Source organism: Mycoplasmoides gallisepticum, assembly GCF_900476085.1.
Classification (GTDB): Bacteria; Bacillota_I; Bacilli_A; order Mycoplasmatales; family Mycoplasmoidaceae; genus Mycoplasmoides; species Mycoplasmoides gallisepticum.
Window position 1 is genome coordinate 459,818 of record NZ_LS991952.1, and the last position, 14,099, is coordinate 473,916.

Annotated in this window: 6 protein-coding genes and 1 pseudogene; 6 read left to right on the forward strand and 1 reads right to left on the reverse strand. The window is 32.5% G+C overall.

All coding sequences use genetic code 4. From position 1 onward, the window contains the following. The first annotated feature begins 30 nt into the window (after positions 1 to 30). The 5 genes and pseudogenes from D2833_RS01955 to D2833_RS01975 all read left to right on the forward strand — a co-directional run bounded on the left by D2833_RS01955 (position 31) and on the right by D2833_RS01975 (position 11,541). Positions 31 to 2,142 carry an FIVAR domain-containing protein gene (locus tag D2833_RS01955; protein ID WP_117274013.1) on the forward strand — a complete coding sequence of 704 codons (2,112 nt, stop codon included), beginning with the start codon at positions 31 to 33 and terminating at the stop codon, positions 2,140 to 2,142. A gap of 326 nt (positions 2,143 to 2,468) precedes the next feature. Beyond that, positions 2,469 to 4,517, forward strand: coding sequence for an FIVAR domain-containing protein (locus D2833_RS01960; protein WP_117274016.1), 2,049 nt, complete (start codon positions 2,469 to 2,471; stop codon positions 4,515 to 4,517). Between the two features lie 343 nt (positions 4,518 to 4,860). After that, positions 4,861 to 6,846, forward strand: coding sequence for an FIVAR domain-containing protein (locus D2833_RS01965; RefSeq protein ID WP_011113586.1), 1,986 nt, complete (start codon positions 4,861 to 4,863; stop codon positions 6,844 to 6,846). A 342-nt stretch (positions 6,847 to 7,188) separates the two neighbouring features. Beyond that, a pseudogene (locus D2833_RS01970) lies at positions 7,189 to 9,196 on the forward strand (hypothetical protein). Between the two features lie 308 nt (positions 9,197 to 9,504). After that, on the forward strand, positions 9,505 to 11,541 hold the full coding sequence (locus D2833_RS01975; protein WP_117274019.1) for an FIVAR domain-containing protein: 2,037 nt from the start codon (positions 9,505 to 9,507) through the stop codon (positions 11,539 to 11,541). Positions 11,542 to 11,690: 149 nt separating this feature from the next. On the opposite strand, the gene D2833_RS01980 is transcribed toward D2833_RS01975, so the two are convergent. Next, on the reverse strand, positions 11,691 to 12,056 hold the full coding sequence (locus D2833_RS01980; protein ID WP_231992512.1) for a ribonuclease H family protein: 366 nt from the start codon (positions 12,054 to 12,056) through the stop codon (positions 11,691 to 11,693). 161 nt (positions 12,057 to 12,217) lie between these two features. Here D2833_RS01980 and D2833_RS01985 point away from each other — a divergent pair, with 161 nt between their 5' ends. Beyond that, a complete protein-coding gene (locus D2833_RS01985; RefSeq protein ID WP_117274022.1) occupies positions 12,218 to 14,068 on the forward strand; it encodes an FIVAR domain-containing protein in 1,851 nt (616 codons plus the stop codon). Positions 14,069 to 14,099 lie beyond the last annotated feature (31 nt).

Sequence of the window (14,099 nt, forward strand, 5' to 3'; positions counted from 1 at the left end):
GGTGAACGTAAGTTATTGGCTTAACTTTAAGTGAAGAGAAAAAACATTTTAAAGTTTGTTAGTTTATTAGGTATTGGTTCATTTGTAATGTTAGCAGCTGCTAGTTGTACTTCAGCAACTACACCAACTCCAAACCCTGAACCAAAGCCAAATCCAATGCCAAACCCTCCTAGTGGTGGTATGAATGGTGGAAATACACCAACACCTAATCCAAACCCTCCTAGTGGTGGTATGAATGGCGGAGATAATAATCCAGGGAATGACGGAGGAATGGACAATGCTGCTCAACAATTAGCAGCCGCTAGAACTGCTTTAACAACATTAATTAATGGTGAAACTGCAAATCTAGCGTCATATGAAGACTATGCTAAGATCAAAAATGAATTAACAGCAGCGTATGAAACAGCTAAAGCAGTTTCAGCTAAAACTGGTGCAACTCTAAATGAGGTTAATGAGGCAAAAACTACATTAGATGCTGCTATTTTAAAAGCTGCTAGTGCTAAGAATGATTTTGATAACAAAAATCAACCTTTAGTAACTGCATATAATAATTTAAAAACTACACTACAATCTAAAACTACTAGCTTAGAAGGATTATCTGAAAATAAATATAGTAGTATTAAAAATCACTTAAGTAAACTGTTTGATACAGGTAGTGCAATAACGGCTAGAACATTAGATCCTACTAATGGTGAAAGACCTACTTTAGAGAAAGTAAACGAAGCTAACAACGGCATTAAAATGGCTATTAGTTTTGATTCGTTGAAGAAATGAAAAAATAATGCAGATAAATTTAACGATTTTGAGAAAAAACCGTTGTCTAAAACTCAATTATCTACAGGAACAGATTCAGCTCATAATCAAGAACAACCAGCAAATTGAAGTTTTGCAGGTTATAGTGTTGATCTAACAACTAGATCTACTGGTAATTCGCAAAATCTACCGAACTTAAACTTTGCTCAAAGAAAGGTTTGAACTAGTGAAAATCAACCAACCGGAAAGACAGCTCTAGTTTCTTCCCCTGTTTCTTCAACTGATGTTTCTTGGATTTATAGTTTAGCTGGAGAAGGAACTAAATATACCCTAAGTTTTGAATATTATGGTCCTGATACTGCATTCTTGTATTTCCCTTATAAGTTAGTTAAACAAGCTGATTCAAGTTCAGTAGCCCTTCAATACAGTCTAAATAAAACTAGTTCGAAATTAATTAATTTTGAACCAGCTAAAACTATGCCTACAAACGCTGATCAAAGTGAAAATGGAGTAGCAACTACTAGTACTACTGAAGGTAGATCATCTTCTGAAGTTTTAGTTGCTGATGAAGTTGCAGCTGTTAATAATGAAATGAATCCTACTCCAACAGTAAGTGACATTAATATTGCAAAAGTTACTTTATCTGGGCTGACATTTGGAGAAAATACAATTGAATTTAGTGTTCCAACAAATAAGGTAGCTCCAATGATTGGAAATATGTATCTTACTTCAAATTCCGGAAGCCAAGGAAAGATCTATAATGAAATCTTCGGTAATACTAGTAACTCAAGTGACAATTCAACTTCTGTCACTGTTGATTTATTAACAGGTTATAGTCTTGCTTCTGGTTGATCAACATATATCGGTGAATTTAAACAATTAATGGACACGCAGATGGGAGAATCTTCAGATTCGCAAACAAGAAAGCCAAGTTATTTAGTCGGATTTATTGGTGGTCCTGGTTCAAGAGGTCTTACTAATGTTGATAATCCTATTGAAAGTCCTTCAACTAGAAATTCAAAGAGAACTCTTACAATATACGTTAGTGCTCCAAGAGCTGGTGACTATTATATCAGCGGTTCTTTCATTTCAACAAATACAAGTAATAGACTATTAAAATTTTCAATGGATAACAATGATTCTAATTCCGTAACAATTAATGTTAAAGCAAAAAGTAATTGAAATGCGCTAGATACTTTCAATACAGGAGATATGAGTAATACTAATGTTGTGCAAAACCAAATGATGAGAGCACTAAATTTAAAAGAAGGGGTTAATAAAATAGTTATTAGTGGAGATAACCACACTCCTTATATTGGTAATTTAACGTTCACTTTGAATGCTACCCCGTCAAGTAATACTGAAAGTGAGACTCGTTCAACAACATAATAATGAATCAAATAAAAAGATCTTTATCTTTGAATAAAGCGCTAAGTTAGTTATATAAAATTATTAGCACCAAACCGTTAAAGAGTCTTGGTGTTTTTTTTATTTAAAAATGCTGATAAATTATTTCTGAATCAACTGTAAAAACGAATAAAAGATTTTCTTTTCGAAGAAGAAGAAGAAGAAGAAGAAGAAGAAGTTCTTAGGAGTTCTGGGGTTTGGGAATCCTGTGATCAGCGAAAATTAAGCGGATTTATTACTTACTGAACTTTATATATTCTTTAGACAATAATAGACGTGGTGAACGTAAGTTATTGGCTTAACTTTAAGTGAAAAGAAAAAACATTTTAAAGTTTGTTAGTTTATTAGGTATTGGTTCGTTTGTAATGTTAGCAGCTGCTAGCTGTACTCAAGCTAGCACTCCAACTCCTACCCCAACACCTAACCCTGAACCAAAACCAGATCCAATGCCAAACCCTCCTAGCGGCGGTATGAATGGTGGAAATACTAATCCAGGTGGTGGACAAAATATGATGGATGCTGCAGCTCAAGAATTAACTGCTGCTAAAAAAGTTTTAAGTGATTTAATTGGTGAAGAATCTAAGACTGTTGAATTATATGCAGACTATGCAAAAATTAAAGCTGACTTGACTTCTGCGTACGCAGTTGCTAAAACGACTTCAGATAGTTCAACATCAACTTTAGATCAAGTTAAAACAGCAACATCAACGTTACAAACAGCAATTGATGCAGCAGTTAAAGCTAGAACAGATTTCGATGCAGTTAATGGTCCATTAGTGGCTGCATATAATGCTTTAAAAGAAACATTAAAAAATGAAAAATCTAATTTAGATCTAGTAATGGCTGCTGAATTCGCAGCAATTAAAAACAATCTTGATAGTTTATATCAAACTGCTAAAACGCTTGTTGAAGGAACACTTCAGCCTAAGATGGAAAATAGCCCTCAAGTTGAAGCTGTAAATCAAGCTAATCAAGCAATTGTTGATGCTACTCGAATGCTTGAAACTAGAAAAAATAATGCAAGTACACTAAATACAAGCTTCTTAAAAGAAACGCTAAAAAGTGCTTCTTTATCTGCAGCTACTGGAGATAATGCGACTACAGTCCAACAACAACCAGGTGACTATAGTTTTGTAGCTTATGCTAGTGACATAACAAGTCCAAACTGAAATTTTGCACAAAGAACAGTTTGAACAGCAGATACTAAACTTGTTACCAGCCCTTTACCTAATAATTCACAAAACTCTGCTCCTTTAACAGATGTATCATGAATTTATAGTTTAACTCGAACAGATGCAAAATATACCTTAACATTTAATTATTATGGGCCAGATACAGCTTATTTATATTTTCCTTATAAGTTAGTTAAAGGTGCCGATAAAAATAATATCGGGCTTCAATATAAATTAAACGACGGTAATTTTGAGCAAATCAATTTTGCACCAACACAACCTGTTGAATCAGAATCAGAATCAGCAGCAACTGAACCGGCTAGATCAACTATGCCTCAATCAGCACGAGAAAATCAAACTTCTGAAGAAAATATGACTGCTGCTAGCCAATTAAATCCAACTCTTACAGTAAGTGATATTAATGTTGCTAAAGTGACTTTATCTAATTTAAAGTTTGGTTCTAACACAATTGAATTTAGTGTTCCCACTCAAGCTGAAGATGAAATGCCTAAAGTCGCTCCAATGATTGGTAATATGTATTTAACTTCATCTGATAGTGATGTTAATAAAAACAAGATTTATGATGATCTTTTTGGAAATAATTCAGTTCAACAAGATAATAAAACAGCTGTTACAGTTGATTTATTAAAAGGTTATAGTCTTGCAACTAGTTGAAGAACATATATTCGTCAATTTACTGGTTTAACAGGTAATGGCGCACAAACTTCTGACCCTGTTTATTTAATTGGTTTGATTGGTGGTAGCGGGAATCGTACAGTTGCAAGCGCCCAAATGAATAAAAAAAATAATCCCCATGTGAATGGCGATACAAGAACATTCACAATACATGTAAATGCACCAGTAAACGGGAACTATCACATAAGTGGTGCGTATTTACAAGGATCGACTTCAGCAAGAAGTCTAAAATTCTCAACAGGTGAGATGGCTCAAAATGTTGTTACAGTAACAAATCTAAAACAAGATAATTGAACAGCATTAGGTCACTTTGATACTAATAAGATGGATAGTACTACTGTTTCAGGAACAGATGAACAAATGAAAAAAACTCTAACCTTAAATAAAGGTTTAAATAAAATTATCTTATCAGGTGTAAGTAATAGAGACACTCCATTTATTGGTAACCTAACATTTACTCTAGAAAGCAATCAAACGACTGGTGAATAAGTATAAGCCTAGTTCTGCTATTGCAGAAAAGAATATATAAGCGCTAAGTTAGTTACATAAAATTATTAGCCCAGGATCGTTAAAGCGGTTCTGGTGTTTTTTTGTTTAGTTAAGACAAATTGAGTTGTTGTATTTAATATATAAAATAACTAAAATCCTTTAAAAATAGAGAAGAAGAAGAAGAAGAAGAAGAAGAAGAAGAAGAAGAAGAAGTTCTTAGAAGTTCTGGAGTCTTGGTTTGGCTTGATGAGCGAAAATAAACCCGATTTATTACTTACTGAACTTTATATATTCTTTAGACAATAATAGACGTGGTGAACGTAAGTTATTGACTTAACTTTAAGTGAAAAGAAAAAACATTTTAAAGTTTGTTAGTTTATTAGGTATTGGTTCATTTGTGATGTTGGCAGCTGCAAGCTGTACTACACCGGTCAACCCAACACCTAACCCAACACCTAACCCTGAACCAAAGCCAAATCCAACACCTAACCCTGAACCAAAGCCAATGCCAAATCCTGGTGGTGGTGGTGAAAGTATGGACAATGCTGCTCAAGAATTAGCAGCTGCTAGAACTGCTTTAACTAGTTTGTTAGCTAGCAAGAACGCAAATGTTGAGATGTATTCTGATTATGCCAAAATCAAAAACGACTTAACAGCTGCATACACAACTGCTGAACAAACTTCTCAAAATTCATCTGCTACACTAGAACAAGTAAAGAACGCTACATCAACTTTACAAACAGCTATTAATACAGCTAATAGCAATAAACAAAAATTTGATCAAGATCACAGCGAGTTACTAACATCTTACAAGAATTTAAAAACTGTAGTTGGTAAAAAAGATGCTGTTGTAATGGAGTTAAAAGATTCAAAATATAGCGCAATTTTAAATGAAATTAACTCTGCATCTTTAAAAGCTGAAAAGATCATAAAAGAAACATTAGATCCAATTAGTGGTGAGATTCCAACATCTAAGATGATTACAGATGGAACTGCTAATATCGAAAAAGTAATAAATAGCGAAACTCTTATGTCGCAAAAAGAGAACGCTGATCAGTTTGCTAATTTCAAAGCTTATACAATAGTTAAAGAAAAAATTATGGGAACTGATGATACTCATAATCAAGCACAACCAGCAAACTATAGTTTTGTAGGTTATAGCGTTGATGTAACTGGAACTACTACAGCTCCTGGTTCAGAAACAGCTCTTCCTAACTGAAACTATGCTCAGAGAACGATTTTCACAAGTGGTGATCAACCAACTAAGATTGATACTCCTGCAGCTTCAGACGAAACTCCAGCTCAACCTTTATCAAATGTTTCTTGAATTTATAGTTTAGCAGGTAATGGAGCTAAATATACGCTAGATTTCACCTACTATGGACCATCAACAGGTTATTTATATTTCCCTTATAAGTTAGTTAAAAATAGTGATAGTGTTGGTTTACAATATAAGTTAAATAATATTCCTACTGAAACAGCAATCACTTTTGGTAATATGCAAAATGCCAACGGTCCAACTGCAACAGTGGATAGTATTAATATAGCTAAAGTTACTTTATCTAATTTAAATTTTGGAGCAAACAAAATTGAATTCAGTGTTCCTGCAGAAAAAGTAGCTCCGATGATTGGTAATATGTATCTTACTTCATCAGCTGATGAAGCTAATAAACAAAAAATCGAAAATAGTATTTTTGGTAATAGTGTTACAACTGAAAATAATAGAACAATAATTTCAGTTGATGCTTTAAGTGGTTATAGTTTAGCTTCTGATTGATCAACATTTGTTGGAAGGTATACAGACCAACAGTTAACCTTAGATGGAAAAATGATGCCTGATCAAAAATATTATCTAATCGGTTATGTTGGTGGTAATACTGGCGCTCGTAATGTTACTGGGATAACAGAAAAAACAAACGAGCAAAGATCTCCAGTAGCTAGTACTCCAAAAACAAGAACTTATACATTCTATGTAAATGCTCCAAAAGCAGGTGCTTATTATATTAAAGGAGTGTTCGCTTCAAAGGTTCGTAGAGATCTTAAATTCAGTACCGGAGATATGTCTTCTAATAATAATGTAACTGTAAGACAATTGTCTACAAATAATTTAACTACATTAAAAACCTTTGATACCTCTGCAACAACAGGACCTACCCGAGTTACAACTGTTCCTGATAATAGAAAGACATTAACTCTAGTAGAAGGATTAAATAAGATAGTAGTTAGTGGAGCTACTGCAGATATGGGTAATGCTCCAAATTTTGGATATTTAGAATTTATTCTTAATGAAACCCAACCTGAAACTACTAATGTTTCAAATCCATCTTAGTAATAGAAAATATATGTAATCAAGCTGAGTTAGTTAAGTATTTTACATAAGTTATTTTGTTTGTCATTTAACATCAAAATCAATCGGGATTTTGATGTTTTTTTATTTTGAATTTTTTTAAAAAACATTTCTCTGAATTTGTTATAAAAATTAGTGAAACCTTTGATTTTCGAAGAAGAAGAAGAAGAAGAAGAAGAAGAAGAAGAAGAAATTCTTAGGAGTTCTGGGGTTTGGGGTTGAGCTAATCAGCGAAAATAAACCAGATTTATTACTTACTGAACTTTATATATTCTTATAGACAATAATAGACGTGGTGAACGTAAGTTATTGGCTTAACTTTAAGTGAAAAGAAAAAACATTTTAAAGTTTGTTAGTTTATTAGGTATTGGTTCATTTGTGATGTTGGCAGCTGCAAGCTGTACTACACCGGTCAACCCAACACCTAACCCAACACCTAACCCTGAACCAAAGCCAAATCCAATGCCAAACCCTCCTAGTGGTGGTATGAATGGTGGAGATACTAATCCAGGGAATGGATAATTCTGCTCAGCAATTAGCAGCTGCTAAAACAGCTTTAACTACTTTATTAAATGGTCAAACTGAAAAAGTTGGATTATACGTTGATTACGCAAAAATTAGTGCAAAACTTTCAGCAGCTTATACTACTGCTAAAAACGTACTTAATAATTCTGCTTCCACTACTCAGAATATTAATGCTGCTAGAACAACATTAGAAGCAGAAATTGCTGCAGCAGCTAAAGCAAAAACTGATTTTGATGCACAGCACGGGCCACTAGTGGAAGCATATAACAATCTAAAAGAAACGTTAAAAGAAGAAAAAACTAATTTAGATTCTCTTGCAAACGAAAATTATGCAGCAATCAGAACTAATCTTAATAGTTTATATGAAAAAGCCAATACTATTGTTACAGCTACTTTAGACCCTGCTACTGGAAATATTCCTCAAGTTATGAGTGTAACACAAGCTAATCAAGATATTACTAATGCAACTTCAAAACTAGTAGCTTGAAAACAAAATGCTGATAATTTAGCTAACAGTTTTATCAAACAGTCTTTAGTTAAAAATAATTTGACTGGAGTTGATGAAGCAAATAATCAGGAGCAACCAGGAAATTACAGTTTTGTTGGTTTTAGTGTTGATGTTAATGGTCCGCAAAATAATAATCGCCCTAATTGAAGCTTTGCTGAAAGAAAAGTTTGGGCCTCTGAAAATACTCCTTTAGCAACTACACCAGCTGAAGATGCAACACAACAAGCTGCACCCTTAACAGATGTTTCATGAATCTATAGTTTAAATGATGCTGAAGCTAAATACACATTAAGTTTTCGTTACTTTGGAGTTGAAAAAACAGCTTACTTATATTTCCCTTATAAATTAGTTAAAACTGGTGATAATGTTGGTTTACAATATAAGTTAAATGGTGGTGATACTAAACAAATTAACTTTGTACAAACTCCAGCTTCTGGTCCAAGTGATGGTGCTGCTAGTGAAGAAGAAACTATGGCTAGTCCTGCTGAAATGCAGTCAGCACCAACTGTTGACGATATTAAGATTGCTAAAGTCGCTTTATCTAATCTAAACTTTAATTCAAACACAATTGAATTTAGTGTTCCTACAGGTAAAGTAGCTCCGATGATTGGAAATATGTATTTAACTTCATCTAATGCGGAAGTTAATAAAAACAAAATTTATGATGATCTATTCGGCAACACTTTTAATAATGAAAATAATCCAACAGCGGTTACTGTTGAACTATTAAAAGGTTATAGTCTTGCTGCTAGTTGAAGAACATATATTCGTCAATTTACTGATTTAAGAGATAATCGCGTACAAACCTCTGACCCTGTTTATTTAATTGGTTTGATTGGTGGTAATGCAAATAGATCAACTAGCGGCCTATCAAATGTAAAAACTTCTCCTGATGTAAATGGTGATAGAAGAACATTTACAATCTATGTAAATGCGCCTATGAATGGTGAGTATTCTATAAGTGGTTCATACCTTACTAATAATGATAGAAATTTAGTATTATCTACATCTAATACTGAAAGCTCTTCAAATCATACTGTTACAATTACTGTTAAAGGTAAAAATAACTGAACTACCTTAGGTACTTTTGATACATTTGAAATGAGCACCACTAATGGTAATTCTGTTAAAGATATGAAGAAAACTTTGACCTTAAAAAAAGGTCTAAATAAAATTACTCTTGCAGGTGGAAAATTACAGAGTAATAACGCCCCTTATATAGGTGATTTAAGTTTTACATTAAGAAATTCTGTTTCTAATACTGATAGTAGTACAAATGCCGTTGAAATGCCTAAATAAATTCTTCACATGAAGATAAACCCGCTAAGTTAGTTACATAAAATTATTAGCACTAGAATTGCTAGAACGGTTCTGGTGTTTTTTTATCTTTAAAAAAGTTGATAAGTAATAACTGTATGTGGTTTCAACTATAAAAACTTATAAAATCCTTTGTTTTTCGAAGAAGAAGAAGAAGAAGTTATTAGAAGTTTAGGAGTTAGCGACTGCTCTGATCAGCGAAAATAAATTCGATTTATTACTTACTGAACTTTATATATTCTTTAGATAATAATAGACGTGGTGAACGTAAGTTATTGGCTTAACTTTAAGTGAAAAGAAAAAACATTTTAAAGTTTGTTAGTTTATTAGGTATTGGTTCGTTTGTGATGTTAGCAGCTGCTAGTTGTACTTCAGCAACTACACCAACACCTAACCCTGAACCAAAACCAGATCCAATGCCAAACCCTCCTAGTGGTGGTATGAATGGCGGAGATACTAATCCAGGAAATGACGGAGGAATGGAGAATTCTGCTCAGCAATTATCAACTGCTAAAACAGCTTTAACAAATTTGTTATCTAGTAAAAATACAAATGTTCAGATGTATTCTGATTATGCCAAAATCAAAAGCGACTTAACAGCTGCATATACATCTGCTGAAGCAACTTCACAAAACTCATCTGCTACATTAGAACAAGTTAAAAGTGCTACATCAACCTTACAAACAGCTATTAATACAGCTGCTAATGAAAAGAAAGTTTTTGATGAAAATAATTCTGAACTTGTTACAGCTTATACTAATTTAAAGACAACATTAGAAGGTGAAAATACAACCCTTGCTGCATTTAATGATTCAGCAAATTATGGTGGAATCAAAACTCATTTAATGAGTTTATATAATCAAGCAAAAACAATTACAACTTCAACTTTGCTTAATGATGCTGGACAATCACCTAATAAAGACAATGTAGTAAAAATTAATAAAGAGATTACAGATTCTATTAATCCAACACTTTTAAATCAACAAAAAGCTAATGCAGATATGCTTGCAACTAGTTTTACAAAACAAGTACTAAATGATGCTCAATTAACATCTGGTAGTAGTGAAACTAGTATGCAAACACAACCTCAACCAGGTAACTACAGTTTTGTTGGTTATAGTGTTGATGTAACAACAGGATCTAATAATGCTCGCCCAAACTGGAATTTTGCTCAAAGAAAAGTTTGAGATACTAATAAAGCACCTTTAACCCAAACCGAACAAAGTAATAAATTAACAGACGTATCATGGATTTATAACTTATCGGGAATGGGTGCTAAATACACAGTTACTTTTGATTATTATGGTGCTTCAAACAATGCTTACTTATATTTCCCTTATAAATTAGTTCAAGCGAATGATAATGTTGGGTTGCAATATGTATTAAATAACACTACTCCAAAATTAGTTAATTTTGCCACAGCTCAACCAACAGCTTCTAGTGCTGAACCATCACAAGTACAACCTGCTGCTGAAATGATGGCTCTAGCTAATGAAGTTCCAACTGTTAACGACATTAAGGTTGCTAAAGTTGTTCTATCTGATCTGAAGTTTGGAACTAATACCATTGAATTCAGTGTTCCAACAGGCAATGATCATACTTCTAAAGTAGCTCCGATGATCGGTAATATGTATCTTACTGCTAATGATCAAAATGTAGATAAGGTATATGATGATATTTTTGGTAATACTGTAGCTAATCAAGATAATGCTACAGAAGTTAGTGTTGATCTATTAAAAGGTTATAGTCTTGCAACTAGCTATTCAATATATGTACGTCGTTTTACTAATTTAACAGAGAGTGGAGAGGGTAGAACAGCTATATCTAGTCCTGTTTATTTAGTAGGATGAATCGGTGGTGATGGAGTTAGAACTAATGATAGATCTGTAGAAAATGTTTATAACTTTCCTGCAGTTAATGGAAATTCTAGAACATTAACTGTTTATGTAAATGCACCTAAAATTGGTGACTACAACATTAGTGGTTCGTACATTTCAACAACTACGGAAAGAAAATTAAAAATTTCAACAGATAATAAAGATTCTAATTCTGTCACGATTGGTGTTAGAGCAACTACAGCTTGAAATACATTAGAAAAGTTTGATACTTCAGCTACTATGAATAGTCTTGTTACTATAACAAATGAAAAGAAGACTCTTCATTTAGAACAAGGATTAAATAAGATTATCATTGGCGGAGTTTCGGGTCATACTCCTTATATTGGTAATTTGAAATTTACATTAAATAATCCTTCGCCAACTAATGCAGAAAATAACACAAACACTAGAACAGAACAACCAGCAGGAAAAGAAAGAACGGGTAAATAAAATATTGGTTATATTCAAAATAAAGCGCTAAGTTAGTTACATAAAATTAGTTAATGATCAGAACGAATATCCGTTCTGATCTTTTTTTATTTAACTCAGCTCACCAAATTCCAGGAACCAACCTAGGCGCAATTAATCCTCCAACGAAGCTAAAAACTTAGCAAAAGGTTTAAAGAACACTTTAAAGATCTTACTCCAATTAAAATTGGGATAATCTTTAATATGTTTTTTAATCCGTTCAAAGGTTTTATTATCAGCACTAACATCTTTTTATAATCATCTTTGTAATTGATCTTATTTAGCAACTTTTGACAAAGTTCTAAATAAAAAGTCCTAGCTAAAATACTTGCTACTGCCACACTTAAATATTTAGATTCGGCTTTTTCTTCCATTAAATCAATCTTAATAATTGGCTCAACTTTAAAATCAGTTAGGTACTGATAATATTTATTTTGATTAACAAACTGATCTAGAACAATCAGATTGTTAATCTGATATCTTTGCTTAAAAAACACAAAATCTTTTAACAAAATCCTAAATAAATAAGCCGTTAAATTAACTAAAAAATTAAAAAAATGGTTTTTCTTATCAACCAAAATTCTTTAGTAATAAACGCTTATTTATATTTTATTTTTGCTAATCATTTAAGATATATCTATATATATCTTAATATTCTATGAGTAAAAAAAGAATCATCTTAAAGACTATTAGTTTGTTAGGTACAACATCCTCTCTTAGTATTGGGATTTCTAGCTGTATGTCTATTACTAAAAAAGACGCAAATCCAAATAATAGCCAAACCCAATTACAAACAGCGCGGATGGAGTTAACTGATCTAATCAATGCTAAAGCAATGACATTAGCTTCACTACAAGATTATGCCAAGATTGAAGCTAGTTTATCATCTGCTTATAGTGAAGCTGAAACAGTTAACAATAACCTTAATGCAACACTAGAACAACTAAATATGGCTAAAACTAATTTAGAATCAGCCATCAACCAAGCTAATACGGATAAAACCACTTTTGATAATGAACACCCAAATTTAGTTGAAGCATACAAAACACTAAAAACCACTTTATCACAACGTGCTACTAACCTTGAAGGTTTAGCATCAACTGCTTATAATCAGATTCGTAATAATTTAGTGGATCTATACAATAAAGCTAGTAGTTTAATAACTAAAACACTAGATCCACTAAATGGGGGAACGCTTTTAGATTCTAATGAGATTACTACAGCTAATAAGAATATTAATAATACGTTATCAACTATTAATGAACAAAAGACTAATGCTAATGCATTAGCTAATAGTTTTATCAAAGAAGTGATTCAAAATAATAAACAAAGTTTTGTAGGAATGTTTACAAACACTAATGTTCAACCTTCAAACTATAGTTTTGTTGCTTTTAGTGCTGATGTAACACCTGTTAATTATAAATATGCAAGAAGAACGGTTTGAAATGGTGATGAACCTTCAAGTAGAATTCTTGCAAACACCAATAGTATTACTGATGTTTCATGAATTTATAGTTTAGCTGGAACAAACACGAAATACCAATTTAGTTTTAGCAACTATGGTCCATCAACTGGTTATTTATATTTCCCTTATAAGTTGGTTAAAACAGCTGATGCTAGTAATGTTGGATTACAATACAAACTAAATAATGGAAATGTTCAACAAGTTGAGTTTGCCACTTCAACTAGTGCAAATAATACTACAGCTAATCCAACTCCAGCAGTTGATGAGATTAAAGTTGCTAAAATCGTTTTATCAGGTTTAAGATTTGGTCAAAACACAATCGAATTAAGTGTTCCAACGGGTGAAGGAAATATGAATAAAGTTGCCCCAATGATTGGTAACATTTATCTTAGCTCGAATGAAAATAATGCTGATAAGATCTACAATGATATCTTTGGTAACACAATCAACCAACAGAATAATGCTACTTCTGTAATGATTAATATGGTTGAGGGTTACAATTTAGCTAGTAGTTATTCTCCAGCATATAAACTAATTAATGTTTCCGCTGGTGGTGGTGGTCAAACTCAACCATATTATGTAATTGGTTGATTGGGCGCTAGTGATCAGAATGCTAGAACTGCTATGGGAACCAACATGAACGTACAAAGAGTTCCAGCAACAACTAGTACTCAAGGCGGATATGCTAGATATCTCTCTTTTTATGTTAATGCTCCACAAGCTGGTTCATATTATATTAGTGGTAACTATAATAGTTTAACAAATAGAGGTCTAGCTGTGTCTACCGACACTAAGTTTACAACCAATGTGATCAAGATCACACACTTACAAGTAATTGATGCCACAAATAGAATCTTAACCTTTGATACTAAAACAAAAAGAGGAACTGATAGTAATAACGGTAATATTACATTAGAAGCAAACAAAGACACAATAACATTAACTAAGGGCTGAAACAAAGTTTATGTTTCAGGTAATAATAATGATAGTGTAGGTATTGGTAATCTTACTTTTACATTAATGCCACCACAAACTAATTCATAATTAAGATATATTAAACATACCCATTTAGATA